This window comes from Conexibacter sp. CPCC 206217, from assembly GCF_030646165.1.
Classification (GTDB): domain Bacteria; phylum Actinomycetota; class Thermoleophilia; order Solirubrobacterales; family Solirubrobacteraceae; genus Conexibacter.
This window is the reverse complement of sequence record NZ_JAUTDO010000001.1, coordinates 626,539-644,403: the sequence shown is the minus strand read 5'-3', so window position 1 is coordinate 644,403 and position 17,865 is coordinate 626,539. Positions and strand designations below refer to the sequence as shown.

General features: G+C 71.3%; 15 protein-coding genes. 10 read left to right on the top strand and 5 right to left on the bottom strand.

Translation table 11 applies throughout. From position 1 onward, the window contains the following. The first annotated feature begins 22 nt into the window (after positions 1-22). Entirely contained in the window at positions 23-1,165 is a 1,143-nt protein-coding gene (gene cax, locus Q7L65_RS03075) for a calcium/proton exchanger (protein WP_304718762.1), read from the top strand. Here cax and Q7L65_RS03070 read toward each other — a convergent pair whose 3' ends face one another. Next, positions 1,166-1,486 (bottom strand): hypothetical protein, encoded by a 321-nt coding sequence (locus Q7L65_RS03070; RefSeq protein WP_304718761.1) that lies wholly within the window; start codon positions 1,484-1,486, stop codon positions 1,166-1,168. Positions 1,487-1,690: 204 nt separating this feature from the next. Between Q7L65_RS03070 and Q7L65_RS03065 the strand changes: the two genes are divergently transcribed. After that, positions 1,691-2,863, top strand: coding sequence for an acyl-CoA dehydrogenase family protein (locus Q7L65_RS03065; protein ID WP_304718760.1), 1,173 nt, complete (start codon positions 1,691-1,693; stop codon positions 2,861-2,863). A gap of 161 nt (positions 2,864-3,024) precedes the next feature. Here Q7L65_RS03065 and Q7L65_RS03060 read toward each other — a convergent pair whose 3' ends face one another. Next, positions 3,025-4,026, bottom strand: a complete 1,002-nt coding sequence (locus Q7L65_RS03060) for a hypothetical protein (protein WP_304718759.1) — start codon at positions 4,024-4,026, stop codon at positions 3,025-3,027. A gap of 78 nt (positions 4,027-4,104) precedes the next feature. Between Q7L65_RS03060 and Q7L65_RS03055 the strand changes: the two genes are divergently transcribed. Genes Q7L65_RS03055 through Q7L65_RS03045 form a run of 3 tightly spaced genes read left to right on the top strand, consistent with a single transcriptional unit; the run spans position 4,105 to position 7,353 of the window. Beyond that, positions 4,105-4,563: an SRPBCC family protein gene (locus tag Q7L65_RS03055; protein ID WP_304718758.1), complete on the top strand. Its 459-nt coding sequence runs from the start codon at positions 4,105-4,107 to the stop codon at positions 4,561-4,563. A 34-nt stretch (positions 4,564-4,597) separates the two neighbouring features. Then, complete coding sequence (locus Q7L65_RS03050; protein ID WP_304718757.1) at positions 4,598-6,580, top strand: 3-hydroxyacyl-CoA dehydrogenase/enoyl-CoA hydratase family protein; 1,983 nt, start codon at positions 4,598-4,600, stop codon at positions 6,578-6,580. Continuing rightward, on the top strand, positions 6,577-7,353 hold the full coding sequence (locus Q7L65_RS03045; protein ID WP_304718756.1) for a Sir2 family NAD-dependent protein deacetylase: 777 nt from the start codon (positions 6,577-6,579) through the stop codon (positions 7,351-7,353). Before Q7L65_RS03050 ends, Q7L65_RS03045 begins: the two co-directional genes overlap by 4 nt. A 95-nt stretch (positions 7,354-7,448) precedes the next feature. Here Q7L65_RS03045 and Q7L65_RS03040 read toward each other — a convergent pair whose 3' ends face one another. Together Q7L65_RS03040 and Q7L65_RS03035 are read right to left on the bottom strand one after the other, a co-directional pair. After that, on the bottom strand, positions 7,449-8,237 hold the full coding sequence (locus Q7L65_RS03040; protein ID WP_304718755.1) for a hypothetical protein: 789 nt from the start codon (positions 8,235-8,237) through the stop codon (positions 7,449-7,451). A 157-nt stretch (positions 8,238-8,394) separates the two neighbouring features. Continuing rightward, entirely contained in the window at positions 8,395-11,166 is a 2,772-nt protein-coding gene (locus Q7L65_RS03035) for a lytic murein transglycosylase (protein WP_304718754.1), read from the bottom strand. 412 nt (positions 11,167-11,578) lie between these two features. Between Q7L65_RS03035 and Q7L65_RS03030 the strand changes: the two genes are divergently transcribed. Beyond that, positions 11,579-12,079, top strand: coding sequence for a hypothetical protein (locus tag Q7L65_RS03030; RefSeq protein ID WP_304718753.1), 501 nt, complete (start codon positions 11,579-11,581; stop codon positions 12,077-12,079). A gap of 12 nt (positions 12,080-12,091) precedes the next feature. Here the strand turns inward: Q7L65_RS03030 and Q7L65_RS03025 are convergent, their stop codons facing one another. Then, positions 12,092-12,823: a hypothetical protein gene (locus Q7L65_RS03025; protein WP_304718752.1), complete on the bottom strand. Its 732-nt coding sequence runs from the start codon at positions 12,821-12,823 to the stop codon at positions 12,092-12,094. 73 nt (positions 12,824-12,896) lie between these two features. Between Q7L65_RS03025 and Q7L65_RS03020 the strand changes: the two genes are divergently transcribed. The 4 genes from Q7L65_RS03020 (at position 12,897) to ftsH (ending at position 17,767) form a co-directional block, all read left to right on the top strand. Continuing rightward, on the top strand, positions 12,897-13,322 hold the full coding sequence (locus tag Q7L65_RS03020; protein ID WP_304718751.1) for an SCP2 sterol-binding domain-containing protein: 426 nt from the start codon (positions 12,897-12,899) through the stop codon (positions 13,320-13,322). Between the two features lie 382 nt (positions 13,323-13,704). After that, a complete protein-coding gene (gene tilS / locus Q7L65_RS03015) occupies positions 13,705-15,069 on the top strand; it encodes a tRNA lysidine(34) synthetase TilS (protein ID WP_304718750.1) in 1,365 nt (454 codons plus the stop codon). Between the two features lie 31 nt (positions 15,070-15,100). Further along, positions 15,101-15,631 (top strand): hypoxanthine phosphoribosyltransferase, encoded by a 531-nt coding sequence (hpt, locus tag Q7L65_RS03010; RefSeq protein ID WP_304719131.1) that lies wholly within the window; start codon positions 15,101-15,103, stop codon positions 15,629-15,631. Positions 15,632-15,799: 168 nt separating this feature from the next. Continuing rightward, positions 15,800-17,767, top strand: coding sequence for an ATP-dependent zinc metalloprotease FtsH (ftsH, locus tag Q7L65_RS03005; RefSeq protein WP_304718749.1), 1,968 nt, complete (start codon positions 15,800-15,802; stop codon positions 17,765-17,767). Positions 17,768-17,865 lie beyond the last annotated feature (98 nt).

The following is a 17,865-nucleotide window of genomic DNA, read 5'->3' as shown; positions in this document are numbered from 1 at the left end:
GGCGACGGGTAAGGTCCCGCGCGTGTCGAGCCCCCGTCACGAGCAGCAGTTCTCGCTCCGTCGCCTGATCCTCTCCAGCGACGGCTGGCCGTTCCTGCTCGTCCCCTTCATCCCGCTGGCGATCCTCCTCGACGTGCTCGGCGTCTCGCCGGTCGCGATCTTCTTCACGTCGGCGCTCGGCGTGATCCCGACCGCGGCGCTGATGGGCCGCGCGACGGAGGAGCTGGCGGCCCGCTCGGGCCCCGGCATCGGCGGCCTGCTGAACGTCACGTTCGGCAACGCGCCGGAGCTGATCATCGCGCTGTTCGCGCTTCAGAAGGGCCTGCACGAGGTCGTGAAGGCCTCGCTCATAGGCTCCGTGATCGGCAACATCCTGCTGGTGCTCGGCGCCTCGATGCTGGCCGGCGGGATCGGGCGCGACAGACAGACCTTCAGCCGCGCGGCCGCCAGCGCGCAGTCGTCGATGCTGCTGCTGGCCGGCGCCGCGCTGATCATGCCGGCGATCTTCGAGCTGGTCGAGGGCAAGGGGCTGCCGCTGCCGGGCGACGAGCGGATCTCCTACGACTCGACCGTCGAGCACCTCTCGCTGGCGGTCGCGATCGTGCTGATCGTCTCCTACGCGGCGGGTCTGCTGTTCTCGCTCAAGACCCACCGCGGCCTCTTCAACCCGCCCGGCTCGCACGACGAGGGCGAGGCGCACGAGGCGTGGTCGGTGCGCAGATCGATCGGCGCGCTGGCGCTGGCCGGCGTCGCGGTCGGCGTGATGTCGGAGATCCTCGTCGGCTCGATCTCCGAGGCGACCGAGTCGATCGGCCTGACGGAGTTCTTCGTCGGCGCGATCGTCGTCGCGATCGTCGGCAACGCCGCCGAGCACTGGGTCGCGGTGCTGGTCGCGCGCAAGGACAAGATGGACCTGTCGGTCAACATCGCGATCGGGTCGAGCGCGCAGATCGCGCTGTTCGTCGTGCCCGTGCTGGTGCTGTGCTCGTTCTTCATCGGGCCCAACCCGCTCGCGCTCGTCTTCAACGGCTTCGAGCTGGGCGCGTTCCTGATCGCCGTGATCATCGCCAACCACGTCACCAACGAGGGCGAGTCGACGTGGTTCGAAGGCGTGCAGCTGCTGGCGGTCTACGCCGTGCTGGCGCTGACCTTCGCGTTCGCCTGACTAGTCTTCGCGGCCGACTTCCTGCTCGTCCTCTTCGAGCTCGTCGTCGGGCTCGTCGCCGTCGTCGGTGATCGAGTTCGCGGCACCGGCGTGGTAGGTGACCTGGAAGCGCTCCAGCATCTCGTCGCGCTCGGCCTCGTCGATCGGCGACTCGTCGGAGACGAGCACCCAGTCGGCGCCTTCGGCGCCCTCCATGTTGAAGACCGCCTGGTCCATCTCAGGCGAGTCGTCGACGACGACGAGGACCTCGGTCTGCGGGTTGAAGTAGGTACCCGGTCGGACGAGCAGCTCGTCCAGCTCGAAACGGCGAAGATCGGCCATGCCCGGGAGGGTACCCCGTCGCCGCACGTCAGGCATCGGACACGTCATGCGGCCCGTCGCAGCGGCCTTTGCAGCTCGCGCTTGTAGATCGCGGGCGGGGTTCGCTACCCTTGCCACAACCCATTGACTGACCAGTCAATCTGCTGTCCGCAGGGGGCCAGGAGCCGCCGCGGAACACCCGCACCGCTTCAAGGAGCAATCACCGTGGTCGATTTCACGCTCACCGACGAGCAGAAGAACCTGCGCGAGGTCGCGCACGACTTCGCCGAGAAGGAGATGCGTCCGGTCGCCTGGGAGTACGACAGAGACTCCGTCTGGCCCGAGAACGTCATCAAGAAGGCCTGGGAAGTCGGCCTGATGAACAACCACATCCCCGAGGAGTACGGCGGCGTCGGCCTCGGCTACCTCGACGGTTGTGTCATCGAGGAGGAGCTGGCCTGGGGCTGCTCCGGCATCCAGACGTCAGTCGGCTGCAACGGTCTCGCGACCGCGCCGCTGATCCTCGGCGGCTCGCACGAGCTGAAGAAGGAGTACCTCGGCCGCCTCACGGAGGCGCCGCTGCTGGCCTCCTTCTGCCTCACCGAGCCCGACGCCGGCTCCGATGTCTCCGGCATGAAGACCACTGCCGTCAAGAAGGGCGACAAGTGGGTCATCAACGGCTCCAAGTGCTTCATCACCAACGGCAGCCACGCGAACTTCTACACCGTCTACGCGAAGACGGACAAGGACGCCGGCCACCGCGGCATCTCGGCCTTCATCGTCCCGCGTGACGCGGGCGTCGTGGTCGACAAGAAGGAAGACAAGATGGGCCAGCGGGCGTCCAACACCGCGACCATCTCCTTCAACGACGTCGAGATCCCGGCCGACCACCTCATCGGCGAGGAGAACAAGGGCTTCAAGCTCGCGATGATGACGCTCGACCGGACGCGTCCGGGCGTCGCCGCGATGGCGACCGGCATCGCGCGCGCCGCGATGGAGTTCGCGATCGACTACTCCAAGGAGCGCGTGCAGTTCGGCGTGCCGATCGCGATGCACCAGGCGATCCAGTTCATCATCGCCGACATGGCGACCGAGGTCGAGGCGAGCCGCCTGCTGACCTGGAAGGCCGCCTTCCAGCTCGACAACGGCGAGCGCAACACGCTCGTCTCCTCGCACGCCAAGCGCTTCGCCGCCGACACCGCGATGAGAGTCGCGACCGACGCGGTGCAGGTCTACGGCGGCTACGGCTTCATCAAGGAGTACCCCGTCGAGAAGCTGATGCGCGACGCGAAGATCATGCAGCTGTACGAGGGCACCGCCCAGATCCAGCGCCTCGTGATCGCCCGCGAGACGCTGTTGCCGCGCCGCGCGGAGACGCCCGCCGCCGCGACCGCCTAGCCAGACCGCCACATAGGTAGTACGCTTTCGCACACACTATGTGGTGGTGAGAGATCGAGCCCCGGAGCAGCAGCTCCGGGGCTCTCTCGTTTCTGCACTCGCTCCCGCGAGTTCCCGCCGGCGCAGCGCGGCACGGCGCGGCGCGGAACTCGCAACGTGCGTCAGCGCACGCTGACGAGGAACGTGCGCGCGTCGTGCGGGGAGAGGATCGCGTTGCCGTAGAAGCGCACGTGCACGCGCAGCTTCGACGTGCCGGCCGGTGGCAGCGCCCGCACGCGCAGGCGGTAGCTGCAATGGCCGGGCGCCAGCCGCACGCGCTTGCTCGCGACCGTGCGCGAGCCGGACGTGAAGCGGACGCCGACGATGCCGGTGCAGCCGTCCGCGACGCCGACGCCGGAGCCGAGCCGCAGCGCGCCGGTCGTGACGAAGTACGGGTGCGAGCGGCGCTGCGTCGTCGGCCGCGTGTGGACGTCGATCTTCGCGGGCGGATACGGACCGGTCGTGAACGTCGCGTCGGGGCCGACGACCGTGCCGATGCGGTTGGAGACGACGGTGCGGAAGTGGTAGAGCGTCCGCTCCTGCAGCCCGTTCAGCGGCAGCTTCACCGCGACCGGCTGCACGCCCGCGGGCACCGACGCGGCGAACGTCTCGGCGCCATAGGTGTTGGTCGTGCCGAACTGGAACTTGTACGTCGTCGCGGCGCCGCCGGGGTTGACCGTCGCCGTCAGCGTGACGCTGTTGGCCTGCGGCGAGAACGGCGCCGTGGCGAGGATCGCCGGGGCCGTCGCCGGCGGCAGCGTCGTTCTGAACGCGCGGTCGCCGCCGACGGTCGTGCCGTCGGCGTTGGTCGCGACGATCCGGTAGTGGTAGGTCGTGCCCGGCACGAGCCCCGTCAGCCGCTGCGTGACGTCTCTCGCTCTCGCTCCGGCGCCGGCCGCGCGGTTCGCCGTCTGCTGGCCGTAGCTCGTCGTCGTGCCCCACTGGAAGGCGAAGCTCGTCGCGACCCCGTTGGGGTCGACCGCGCCGCGCAGCGTCGCCGCCGTCTGGCCGATCGCGTCGGCGGGTCGCGTGCTCGCCGCCGGGCTCGCCGCCCGTGCTGTCGCCGTCGTGACGGTCGCGAGCGTCAAGCTCGCGAGCGCGGCCGCGGCCAATCGCCGTCGCATCTGAACTCGCTCCTCGGGTCGGTTGCTCTGCGAACATCCGTGCCCCGTGAGCCCCTTTCGCATGCGAAGCCCACGCCGATGAGCGTTGCGCGCGCCGCGCTCGAACTGCCGACGACGGCGGTCGCGGTCGAGCGGCTGTGGGCCGATCCGGCCGGCTGGAGCGCGTTCGTCGACGGCTTCGACCGCGTCGTCGAGGCCGCTCCCGGCTGGCCGGCGGTCGGCACGCGGCTGGTGTGGGAGTCGCACCCCGGCGGGCGCGGGCGCGTCGTCGAGAAGGTGCTCAGACACGAGCCGGGCGTCGAGTTGGTGACGGAGCTCGAGGATCCGACCCTGCGCGGCGTGCAGCGGCTCGCGTTCGCGCCCGCCGTCGACCGCGTCGGCGTCGCGCTGGAGCTGGACTACGTGCTCGTCAGACGCGGGCCGTTCATGCTGCTCGCCGACCCGTTGTTCGTACGCCGCGCGCTGCGCGACTCGCTGCGCCGCACGCTGCAGGGACTGTCGACTGAGCTGGGGGTTCGCGCCGCCTCGCGGTCATAGACTGCGCCGCACCGCAACCCGAGGAAGGGCAAGCATGTTCGTGTTCAAGGCCGCGGTCGTCGGGGCCGGCACGATGGGAGGGGAGATCGCCTACACGATCGCCTCGGCCGACATCCCCGTCGTGTTGAAGGACGTCGACCAGAGATTCGTCGACCAAGGGCTGGCGAAAGCCCGCTCGATCTGGCAGGGCCAGGTCGACGCCGGCAAGCTGACGCCCGAGGGGCTGGAGCAGAAGCTCGCGCTGATCACCGGCACGACCAGCTACGAGGAGTTCGGCGACGTCGATTTCGTGATCGAGGCCGTGCCGGAGCGGATGGAGATCAAGCAGGCGGTCTTCGCCGAGCTGGACGACGTCACGCCCGGCCACGCGATCCTCGCCTCCAACACCTCCGCGCTGTCGATCACCGAGATCGCCGAGGCGACCAGCCGGCCGGACCGCGTCGTCGGCTTCCACTACTTCTATCCGGCGTCGATGATGCGCCTGATCGAGGTGATCGAGGGGCTGGAGACGTCGCCGGAGACGACGCAGACCGCGAGCAGCTTCGCGCAGTCGATCCGCAAGCTGCCGATCCGCTGCGACGAGGCGCCCGGCTTCGTCGTCAACCGGATCCTCAACTCCTCCTTCGGCGAGGTCTTCCGCTTCCAGGAGCAGAGCGGCGCCCCGATCGAGGCGATCGACAGAGCGATGACCGACGCGAGAGCGACGCCGATGGGGCCGTTCTTCCTCGTCGACCTGCTCGGCCTCGACACCGTCGGCCACGTCGGTCGCTACCTCAACGAGAGCTTCGGCGACCGCTTCCCGCTGCACCAGGGGATGCTCGAGCACATCGAGCGCGGCGAGCTGGGGGCGAAGACCGGGCAGGGGTTCTACTCGCACGGCGGCGGGGCTTCGGCCGGCGGCGCGGACGCCGCCGCCGCGGAGGCTCCCGTCGCCGGGATCGAGCAGGTCGTCGAGCGCTTCCAGCTGAAGGCGCTCGTCGAGGCCTGCCTCGTGCTGGAGGAGGGGATCGCGTCGACGAAGGACATCGACCTCGGCCTGATGGCCGGCGCCGGCCTGATCCCGCCGCCGTTCGCGCGCGCCGACCAGGAGGGGCTCGACACCGTGCTGGCGCGGCTGGAGCGCGCGCAGGAAGCGTGGGGCGAGCACTTCGCGCCGCCGGCGATCCTGCGGCGGCTGGTCGCGCAGGGGCGCCTGGGCGCCAAGAGCGGCCAGGGCTTCTTCGCCTACCCGCAGCCCGACGCGGGCTGGGAGGAGGGTCCGATCAAGCTCCAGACGCGCGGCGCGACCGCGATCGTCTGGCTCGACCGGCCGCCGGCCAACTCGCTCTCGCCCGCGGTCATCGCCGAGCTGGCAAGAGCGTGGGCGCAGGTCGACGGCGACGCGGCGGTGCGCGCGGTCGTGTTCGCCTCCGCCAACCCGGCGCTGTTCTGCGCCGGCGCCGACGTGAAGGCGTTCACGACGATGGACGAGGCGACCGGGCGCGCGCTGCTGGACGACGCGCACAAGCTGTTCCGCTCCTGGGAGCAGAGCTCGACGGTCACGATCGCGGCGGTCAACGCGCTCGCCTTCGGCGGCGGCTGCGAGCTGGCGATGGCGACCGACGTGCGGATCGCGGCGGCGTCTGCGAGCTTCGGCCAGCCGGAGGTCAGCCTCGGCATCATCCCCGGCTTCGGCGGCACGCAGCGGCTGCCGCGGCTGGTCGGCGAGGCGAAGGCGCTGGAGCTGAACCTCACCGGCGAGCCGATGTCGGCCGAGGAGGCGTACGAGTTCGGACTCGTCAACCGCCTCGTGCCCGATCACGAGCTGCTCGACACGGCGCTCGCGTGGGCGCGCAAGCTGGCGGGGCAGGCGCCGCTGGCGGTGCAGCAGATCAAGCAGGTCTCGGCCGTGGCGGACCTCGACGAGGGGATCGCGGAGGAGAAGAAGGGCTTCGCGCTCGTGTTCGCCTCCGAGGACGCGCAGGAGGGCATCGGCGCGTTCCTGAAGAAGCGCACGCCGAGGTGGCAGGGCAAGTGATCGAGCTTCTGGCGCAGCGGATCCGCTGCGCCAGATCGGTCGTCGCGCTGACCGGCGCGGGGATCTCGGTGCCATCCGGGATCCCCGACTTCCGCACGCCGCGCACCGGGCTGTGGGAGAACGTCGACCCGATGGAGGTCGCGCACATCGACGCCTGGCGGCGCGACCCGGCCCGCTTCTGGGCCTTCTACGGCGAGCGCTTCCAGTCGCTGCGCGACAAGCGCCCCAACCGCGCGCACGAGCTGCTGGTCGAGCTGCAGCGCCGCGGCCTGCTCGACGCAGTCGTGACGCAGAACATCGACCGACTGCACGCACAGGCGGGGAGCGGGGCGGGGGACCCGAGCGGCACGGCCGCCGAGGGTGCGGGCGAGCTGATCGAGCTGCACGGCTCGATCGCCTCGTCGTCGTGCCAGGCCTGCGGCGCTGCGTACGCGCTCGCGGAGGTCCAGCGGCGCTTGGAGGACGATCCGCAGGGCGTGCCGCGCTGCGACTGCGGGCAGCCGCTGAAGCCCGACGTCGTGCTGTTCGGCGAGTTCCTGCCGCAGGCGGCGCTGGAGCGGGCGCAGGCGCTCGCCGTGCGCGCCGACCTGCTGCTCTGCATGGGCTCCTCGCTGGAGGTCTGGCCGGTCGGCGAGCTGCCCGCGCTGACGCTGCGCGCCGGCGGCGAGCTGGCGATCCTGACGCAGGGCCCGACGCGCTACGACAGGGATGCGGTGGTGAAGCTGGAGGGGGACGTGGTCGCGGAGCTGGAAGCCCTGAGCGCAGCACTCTGACGGCCGGATCGTCGTCGCTGGCAAGGACGCAGGGAGCGCTGCGGGCGCCAGCCCGTGAGCGACCGAGGACACCGCCAGCGGCGGCGAGGCGGCCGTCAGCGGCCTTCAGCGACCGTTCGGGCGCGTAACGCCGCCTCCAGCCGTCTGAGCGTCTCCTCGAGCGTCTGGGCGGCCTCTGGTGGGATCACGCCGCCGAGCGCGTCGTCGGCGAGCGCGACGACGGGGCCGTGCAGTCTGCGCAGCTCCTCGACGCGCTCGGTCAGCTCGGCGGCCTGCGGCGTCCTCGGCAGCTCGGCGAGCGCGGCGTCGAGCGCGGTGCGCAGCTGCAGGGCGGCCTCGCGCAGCTGGGCGTGGTCGAGATCGTGGCGGGCGCGCAGCGCCAGCTCCTCGCACGCCAGCGCGTGCGAGCGACCGCTCAGCAGCGCCGCGATCCGCTCCTGCGGGCGCAGCGCGTGGCTGCGGCGGCGGGTGCGCTCGGCGTCGGCGGGCGGCAGTTCGCGCGCCTCGCTCCAGCGGCCGTGCGCGACCTCCTCGCCGGCGCCGTAGCCGACCCGCACGACGAGCGCCTGCGACTGGTGCGGCAGCGGCACGCCGGGGTCGGCGCTGGAGATCCGGTGGGCGCGCACGAGCCGGCCCAGCTCGACCAGCGCCGGCGCGGCGACCTCGGGGCCGGCGCCGGAGAGCCAGCGCTCGGCCGCGGCCAGTTCGCTCGGCTGCGCGTCGATCACGGTCACGCGACCGGTCGCGACGGGCGCGGGGGAGGGCTCGGGCGCTGCCTCGCGCGGCTTTGCGCGGCGGCCGCGCAGCAGGCGCCGCTCCGCGCTGCCGAGCGTCGCGACGACGATCACGTGCGTCGCGGCGCCGTCCGCGCCGTCGGGGCGCACGACGTAGCGCCCCTCCTGCGGCCCGACCGCCCACGGGAACTCCAGCTGGACGAAGCGAAAGACCTGCTGCCGCTCGCGTTCCCGCTCGCCGCCGCGGGCGCCGGCCGCGGCGCCCGAAGCGGAACCGGCGCCCGTGGGGGCGCCGGCGGATTCCGTCCTATCTCGCGTCTCTGTCCTTGATCGCGTATCTCGACGGGCTCGTCAGCACGGTCGGGTTCTGGATCGTGCCGAGCTGCGCCATCAGTCTCGTCCACTGCTCCGGTCTCATCAGCGTCTGCAGCGTGGGAGTGCTGCTCGGCGTCTCGACCGCGTGGAAGCCGACGTGGATGTGATCGTCGTGGTCCGGCAGCGCGAGCGTGTTGTCGGCCTCCGGGTACGTCATGAGGCTGATGATCTGGTGCGGCTTCATCGTGCCCTGCAGCGTCAGCAGCCGGCGGATCGTGATGTCGGTGATCGACCCCTCGCCCTGCGTGGCGGGCGAGATGCGGATGCCGTTGATCGAGCCGATGTCGACGGCGGTCCCGGTCGAGTGCTCCGAGACGTTGCCGGACGCCGTCATCAGGCCGTGATTGCCCTTCAGCGACGTGATCGTCGGCTTCAGGCCGCTGGCCGCGAGGAACTCGATCGTCGCGAGCACGCGGCGGTCGATCTGGCCGGTCTGGATGTCGTTGCGGCCGCCCTCGTAGATCTCGACGTTCGGATCGGCGAGCACGCGTGCCTGCAGCTCTTCCTTGCTCATCAGCAGGATCTGCCCGATCGACGGGCCGCCTCTGCCGTCGCTGCCGAAGACGCTGTCGTTCTCGGCCTTGTAGATCGCCGTCGACTCGAGCAGCTTCCAGCCGTCGAGGATCGGCTTCGGGTCGATCCGCGGAGCGCCGCGGCCGGCCGGGCGGATCGTGAACTCGACGTGCGGCGCGAGTCTGTCGTCGGTCTTGCCGATGCGGCCGAGGATCGTGCCCGCGATGACGGTCGAGCCGACTCTCAGCGGCTTCAGCACGTAGTCGGCCGGGTCGGCCTCCAGCGGTCCGCTGAAGTAGCCCTCGAACGTCGTCAGGCGCTCGCCCATCTGCTCGATCTGCCGCTCGCCGCCGGCGGCGAAGGCCTCCGGGCGGCCGGGATGCGCGAACAGCCGCTCCTTCGTGACGGCGGGGGCCTGCACGGCGGCGGCTCTTGCGGCGGCGGCGCCGGCTCTTCTGACGCCCGTGTCGCTTCTGCCGGCGGGCTTGTCGGTCTTCGCCGGCGCGTCGGCCTCGTCGTCGCCCGTGGCGGGCGGCGTCGGGATGCCGCTGATGGCCGTGCTGCTGGTGACGGCCCCGCTGACGGCATCTCTGCCTCTGTCGGCCGCGCCTGCGCCGCTGCCGCTCGGCTGCTGTCTGCCGTCGGTCGCCGCCTGCGTCGGCGCCGCGTCCGCGCTCGCCTGCTCCAACTCGCTGCCGGCCGCCGCGTCCGCGTCGTCCTGCCGCGGCTTGGGCACCGGGTGCTTCTCCGCGAGCGAGCCGAGGTCGCTGTACGTGTAGCGGTTGCCGAAGACGTCCTGCAGCACGACGAAGCGGCCGAGTCTGTCGTTCTCGCCGAGTCTCACGATCGTGCCGTCGTTGACGGCGACGACGGGAGCGTTTCTCGCGGCGTAGACGTTGATCGAGCGCCGCGACGCGTCGCCCTCGACGGTGACCGCCGCGTTGCTGCCGACGATTCTTCTGCCGGCTCTTCTGACGTCGATCGAGTCGGCGTAGGTCGAGCGGGCGGCGACCGGGAAGCGGCCCTGCGTGAGGCCGGTCAGCGAGCCGACGAGGTCGGCCGGCATGCCGCCGATCACGCGCGCCCGCAGCAGCACCGACTGGACGTACCAGTCGGCGTGGTTGTAGGCGAAGATCGCTCTCTCGAGGTCGGTCTCGGCGCCGGCGGCCTTCAGGTAGCGGCCGGCGGCGAAGATCGCGTCGACGGGGTTGTACGGGTCCTTGACGCCGTCGCCGTTGGCGTCGACGCCGTAGGAGTCCCAGGTCGGCGGCATGAACTGCATCCAGCCGAGCGCGCCGGCGGACGACACGGACAGGTTGCGCCCGTAGTCCGTCTCGATCTCGTTGATCGCGGCGAGGATCTGCCACGGCACGCCGTACTGCATCGCGGCGGCCTGGTAGATCGGCAGCAGGAACGGCGGGATGCGGAACTGCTCGATGAAGAAGTTCGGGACGCCCGCGGGGCCCTGGTCGAGCGTGGGGGCGACGGTGAAGCCGGGCGTGTCGGGCGTCGGCTGCGCGCCCGCGGTCTGGTCCGGCGTGTCGACCGTCTCGTCCGGCGTGGCGGTGCCGTCGCGGTTGGCGTCGGTCAGCGCGCCGTCGTCGTCGGCGTCGGCGGAGGTCTCGTCCGGCACGACGACGCCGCCGGAACCCTCACCCTTAGCTTGACCCTTCGGCTTGACGACACCGCCGACGGCGTCCGGCTGCGTCTTGCCCGGAGTCGTGGTCGTCGTTCTGGTCGTCGCGCCGGGCGTGGTGGTCGTGCCCGTGGTGCCGGTCGTGCTCGTGGTGGTGCCGGTCGTGCCGGTCGTCGGCGGGACCGTCGTGGCGCCCGTCGTGCCGGCCGGAGGCGGCGTGATCGTCGACGTCGACGGGATCGTCGGCGTGGTCGGGACGATCGGCGTCGTCTGCAGGGTCGTGGGAGGCGTCGTCGCGGTCGAGGGCGGCGTCGTCTGCGTCGCAGGCGGTGCGTCCTCGATCACCGACTCGGAGATCGAGACGACCGGCGCGCCGAGGTCAGGCAGCTGGCTCGCGCTGACCGGGACGCCGGGCGTCGCTTCGATCGTCAGCGAGACCTGTCTGCCGCCCAGCAGCGTGACGACGACCGCGCGCTTCTCCGCGGAGGCGTTCGTCGACGTGACTCCGATGACGAGCGCCGCACCCGCGACAAGCGAGGCTATGCGCAGCTTCATTCTCTTCATCGGACCGACGAGCTCCTCCCGCAGGGCCGCATATGCGGCCTAAATACAAAGCCGTCGATGCGACGGACGACTCGGAAGCTACCGGCTGTTCTGGACGTTTGCAAAGAAGAACCCGCGTGTTTGTAATGAGGCGTTCACATGCGAAAGGAGCAGTACCCGCGTTTCGGCGGACTGCTCCTCCACCTTGAGTACCACACGACGTCTGGCCCAAGGGTAACCAGCTCGTTTAACACCGCCTGAAGGGCTCTCGTGACTCCCGTTCACGAACTCTTCCCATTTGCGGCTCGCACACACGTGCGCGCTGACCCTCCAGCTCACCTGCAACGTTCGTTGCCGGCGGATCGGGCGGGGACGCTGCGCTACAGTCGGCCCCTTCCCGCCGACCCGACCCGCAGGGGACGACATGACGAACGAGACGTCCAGCGACGGGCTGCGCGCCCGCATCTCAAGGCAGGGCGAGGACGCCCTCGGAAGGCTGGCACAGGAGCTGCTGGAGAGTCCGCTCGTCAGCAGCGCGCTGACGCGGGCGTTCGACGCGCGTGAGAAGGCGTCGGCGGCGCAGGAGGTCGCGATGGGCGCGCTCAACCTGCCGTCGGCGGCCGACCTCGAGAAGCTGACGCGCCGCGTGCGCTCGGTCTCGCAGCGGCTGGAGGGGATCGAGGACGCGCTCGACCGCGTCGAGCAGAGGGTCGACGGGATCGGCGGCGCCGGCGCCGTCGAGCAGCGGCTGGCGTCGATCGAGCAGCAGCTCGAGGCGCTCTCGACGCAGCTCTCCCGGCTCGCGGACCAGGGCACCCCGTCCGCCCCGCAGCCGGTGATCACCTCGGCCGCCGCCAGAAGCCCGATCGCCTCGCGCACGCGCGCGAGAGCTGCAGAGAGACGGGCAGCCGCGAGAAGAGGCTGACCGCGACTGACGTCAGCTGAGTGCGGTCACGGCGATCTTGCCTGCGCGGATCGCCGCGGCTTCCATAGCCTCCGGCTCGATCCGGCCGCGCCGTGCGCCCAGCAGGTCGCTGACGACGAGCACGCAGCCGGCCCGCAGGTCGCGCAGCGCGCCGAGCTGGAACAGCGTCGCGGTCTCCATCTCGATCGCGAGCGCGTCGCCGGGGGGCGGGTCGGCGTGCTCGCCGGCGGGGTCGTAGAAGAGGTCGGTCGTGACGACCGCGCCTTGACGCACGGCGACGACGTCGCCGACGCCGCCCTCCAGCGGGATCGGCGGCTCCGCGGCCGCGGCCAGCGCCAGCGCCTCGGTCAGGGCGGGGTCGCCCGCGACGCGCTCGGCGGCGCCGAGCGCGCGGCTGGTGCCGTCGGTCGCGATCGCTTGGTCGACGACGAGCGTGTCGCCGAGCTCGAAGCCGTCGGCGAGTGCGCCGCAGGAGCCGACGCGCACGATCCGGCGGGCGCCGAGGCGCAGCAGTTCCTCGATCACGATCGCGGCGCTGGGACCGCCCATCCCGGTCGACTGGATCGTCAGCGGCTCGCCGTCGGCGGCGGCGCCGGTGTAGCCCCACAGCCCGCGGTTGTGGTTGAACATCAGCGGTCTCGCGAGCAGCGACTGCGCGAGCAGCAGCGCGCGGCCGGGGTCGCCCGGCAGCAGCACGCGCTCGGCCAGCTCGGCCGTGGGGTGGATGTGAAGCGTGGTCGGCATGCGGCCAGCGAGCATAGACTCCGGTCACATCGGAAGCCCGGGCGGCGGGCGTCGTCGAAAGGGAGGTCTTCAGATGAGCAGCAGCTTCAGGTCGCCGGCGGAGTTTCGCGAGGTGATCGACCAGATCTTCGGTCTGATGGACGGTCCCGAGATGGGGCCGCAGCTGCGCGACGCCGACGTTCCCCAGCGGTTCGAGTTCGACGACCTCGACCTGGTCGTGAACGTGCGCGCGGCGCGGCCCGACGAGGACGGTCGCTTCATCGTGTGGGAGTGGAGCGACGAGGTCGACTGGGAGCCGAAGGTCCGCATGGAGATGTCCTCCGAGACGGCCAACAAATACTTCCAGGGCAAGGAGAACATCGCGATGGCGATCGCGCGCCGGCGGATCAAGACGGGCGGCGACATCAAGGCCGCGCTCGCGTTGATGCCTGTCGTCAAGCCGGTCTACGCGAGATACGTCGAGCTGGTCGAGCGCGAGTATCCGCACCTGAAGGTCTGAGCCGCGAAACCTCCGCTGTCGGCGGCCGACGGCGTGCGCGCCAGTCCGCGCGTGCGCGGACAGATCACGTTGACGCGGACGTTGCGGAGGAGTTAGGTGTGAAGCACAGCCGAGCAGTGAGCCTGCCGTTCGAGCGCCGGTCCGAGAGGGCGGCGCGAAGGGCGCAGCGAGGCTCGCAAGGCGCCGCGACCGTGCGCGGAACGAGCGCCGTCGGCCGAGCGCGGCGGGCCGTCTTGCCCGCATGACGGCGGGGTCTCCGAGCGAGGCCTCGCCGTCAACTGCTTGTGGGGGCCCGTACGCCGGTCCGCGGCCGGCCGCGGCGTGCCGGCCGTGGGCGGAGCGTCCGCGTCCGCGCGGCGCTGTCGCCGCTTAGACTCGCGCGATGGACCCGGACGGCGTCGTCGAGCAGATCCGGGCCGGCGGGCTGCTGCGGCCCGGCGCGCCTGTCGTCCTGCTGCTGTCCGGCGGGCGCGACTCCGTCTGCCTGCTCGACGTCGCGGCGCGGATCGTGGGCGAGCAAGCCGTCACCGCGCTGCACGTCAACTACGGCCTGCGCGCGGAGGCCGACGACGACGAGCGCCACTGCGCCGCGCTCTGCGAGCGGCTCGGCGTTACGTTCGTCGTGCGCCGCGCGACGCCGCTCGCCGGGGGCGGCAACGTCCAGGCGTGGGCGCGCGAGGCGCGTTACGCGGCCGCGCAGGAGCTGGCGCGCGCGCTTGGCGACTGCACCGCCATCGCCGCGGGTCACACCGCCGACGACCAGGTCGAGACGATCCTCTACCGGCTCGCCTCCTCGCCGAGCCGGCGCGCGCTGCTGGGGATGCGCCCGCGCGACGGGCGGCTCGTGCGGCCGCTGCTGGAGCTGACGCGCGCGCAGACGACCGCCTACTGCGAGGCGCGCGGGCTCGGCTGGCGCGACGACGTCACCAACGCCGGCGACAGATACGCGCGCAACCGCGTGCGCCACCAGCTCGTCGCGGCGCTGCGCGAGGCGCACCCGGCCGCGGAGGCGAACGTGCTGCGGCTGGCCGAACTGCTGCGCGACGAAGCCGACGTGCTCGACGCGCTCGTCGACGAGCAGTTCGACGGCGAGACGATCCCGCTCGACCGTCTCGCGTCGCTCGCACCCGCGCTGCGGCGGCTGGTCGTCCAGCGGCTCGCCGACGCGGCCGCCGGTCGTCCCGTGTCCGGCGCCGCTCGCCGCGCCGACGCGGTCGCCGCCCTGAGACGGCAGGGGACCGCGTGGCTCGACCTCGGCGGCGGCGTGCGCGCGGTCGCGGAGTACGGGGTGCTGCGCGCCGAGCTCGTCGGCGAACGCGCCGCGCGTACGGGCGCAGGCGGCCAGGCGGGCGCCGGCGGGCGCGGGGAGCGGGTCGCGCCGTTGCCACCCGTCGTCCTGCCGATCCCCGGCGCCGTCATGTTCGGCGACTGGCAGCTCCGCTGCGAGGCGAGCGCGGTCGCGGCGGTCGACGGCGTGCTCGACCGCGCCGCGCTCGGCGACGGCGGCGCGCTGCTCGTGCGGCAGTGGCGCACGGGCGACCGGATCGCGCCGATCGGCCTCGACGGGACGAAGTCGCTGCAGGACCTCTTCACCGCCCGCCGCGTCCCGCTCGCGCGGCGCGCGGCGCTGCCGGTCGTCGTCTGCGGGGAGGAGATCGCGTGGATCCCCGGCGTTGCGACCTCCGCCCGCTTCGGCGTCACCGCGAGCACACGCGCGGCGGTGCGGCTGACAGCGACCGGTCCCTGACCTCCGTACACTGCCGCCCCACATGGCTGCCATGCGCGACGCGTCGATCGGCGAGATTCTCGTCCAACCTGACGATCTGCACCACCGGGTGCGCGAGCTGGGGCGCGAGATCTCGCGCGACTACGCCGGCAGGGAGCCGTTGCTCGTCTGCGTGCTGAAGGGCGCGGTCTTCTTCCTCGCCGACCTGATGCGCGAGATCGACGTGCCGTGCGAGGTCGACTTCATGGCGGTCGCCTCCTACGGCTCCGCGACGCAGTCCTCGGGCGTGGTGCGGATCCTGAAGGACCTCGACGCCGCGATCGAGGGGCGCAACGTGATCATCGTCGAGGACATCGTCGACTCCGGCCTGACGCTCCAGTATCTGCTGCGCAACCTGACCGCCCGCAGCCCCGCCTCGCTCGCCGTCTGCGCGCTGCTGACGAAGCCCGAGCGGCTGCAGGTGGACCTCTCGCCGCGCTACGTCGGCTTCGAGATCCCCGACAGGTTCGCGATCGGCTACGGACTCGACTACGTCGAGCGCTACCGCAACCTCCCGTACGTCGCGGCGTTGAAGACTGAGTGACGGACCGCGGGCGCAACCCCGGCTCAGGTTCCGCCCGCTCCCTGCCGATGCAGGGAGAACACCCGCTCCAGACTGCAGGGATGCCTGCGGGGGCGGGAAAACCCAGATGCTACGCTTGACCACCCCGTCCACCGTCAGATCGGCGCCGAGGGCGCCCGGAAGCCATTCATGAGCAGGTTCTTCAAGAGCGCCGCCTTCCCGATCCTGATCGTGGTCGTGCTCGCCTTCTTCGCCCAGCGGCTCATCAACCCCGGTGAGTCCGGCCCGAAGTACGACTACTCCACGTTCCAGCAGGATCTCAGAGACGGCAACGTCAGATCTGCCGTCGTCAAGACGCGTGACAACACGATGGAAGTCACGCTCAGAGATCCGGCGAACCAGAAGCACGAGGTCGGCTATGTGCCGGAGGACGGCAACACGCTCGTCACGCAGCTGACCGACGCGAGAGTCGCCTTCGACGTCGAGGGCAGAAAGTCCAACAGCTGGCTTTCGCTGCTCACGTACGTCCTGCCGTTCCTGATCTTCATCGGCTTCTGGATCTTCTTGATGAACCAGGTCCAGGGCGGCGGCTCGAAGGTGATGTCGTTCGGCAAGAGCAGAGCGAAGCGGATGTCGGTCGACAGCCCGAAGATCACCTTCCGCGACGTCGCGGGCGCGGACGAGGCGGTCGAGGAGCTGCACGAGATCAAGGAGTTCCTCGAGAACCCGAAGAAATTCCAGGCGCTCGGCGCGCGGATCCCCAAGGGCGTGCTGCTGTACGGCCCTCCGGGCACCGGCAAGACGCTGCTCGCCCGCGCGGTCGCCGGCGAGGCCGGCGTGCCGTTCTTCTCGATCTCCGGCTCTGACTTCGTCGAAATGTTCGTCGGCGTCGGCGCGTCCCGCGTGCGCGACCTGTTCGAGCAGGCGAAGCAGAACTCGCCCTGCATCATCTTCATGGACGAGATCGACGCCGTCGGTCGTCACCGCGGCGCCGGCATGGGCGGCGGTCACGACGAGCGCGAGCAGACGCTCAACCAGCTGCTCGTCGAGATGGACGGCTTCGAGGCGAAGGACAACATCATCATGATCGCGGCCACGAACCGGCCCGACATCCTCGATCCCGCCCTGCTGCGTCCCGGTCGCTTCGACCGTCAGATCACCGTCGACCGGCCCGACCGCAAGGGCCGCTCGAAGATCCTCGAGGTGCACACGCGCGGCAAGCCGCTCGCGCGCGACATCGACGTCGACACGCTCGCGGGCCAGACGCCGGGCTTCACCGGTGCCGATCTCGCGAACCTCGTCAACGAGGCCGCCCTGCTCGCCGCCCGCACGGGCAAGCGCGAGATCACCCAGGTCGAGCTCGAAGAGGGGATCATGCGCGTGATCGCGGGTCCCGAGAAGAAGACCCGCGTGATGAGCGACGAGGAGCGTCGCATCACGGCGTACCACGAGATGGGCCACGCGATCGTCGGCCACTTCCTCGAGCACGCGGACCCGGTTCACAAGATCTCCGTGATCGGCCGCGGCCAGGCGCTCGGCTACACGATCTCGATGCCGCAGGAGGACAAGTTCCTCACCACGCGCGCCGCGCTGAGCGACACGATGGCGATGACGCTCGGCGGCCGCGCCGCCGAGGAGATCGTCTTCGGCGAGATCACGACCGGCGCCTCCAACGACCTCGAGAAGGTCACCGGCACGGCGAAGCAGATGGTGATGCGCTTCGGCATGAGTGAGAAGCTCGGGCCGCGCGTCTTCGGGCACGATCAGAGCCAGCCGTTCCTCGGCCGCGAGTTCAGCTCGCAGGCCGACTACTCGGACGAGATCGCGCGCGAGATCGACGACGAGATCCGCCGCATCGTCGAGACCGCCCACCAGGCGGCGACGGATCTGCTGACGGAGCACCGCGAGTCGCTGACGTACATCTCCGAGATCCTGATCAAGCGCGAGACGATCGAGTCGGATCAGTTCGCGGCGCTGCTGGAAGGGCGCAGCGAGGAGGACGTCTTCGGCGCCGAGGCCCCGCCGCCGCCGGAGGTCCCGACGGCAGCGGCCGAGCGCGGTCGCGACACCCCGCGCACGCTCCCGCGTCCCGGCCTCGCCGGCGGTGCCGCCGAGATCCGCGGGCTGGAGTTTCCCGAGAGACCTGAGTTGGCGTAACAGCGGGCGCGGCGCGCGCGACAGCGCCCCGCACCGATGCTTTGAGCGAGAGCCGCCCCCGGGCGGCTCTCGTCGTTGCGCAGCGCCTCAGCGGGCGC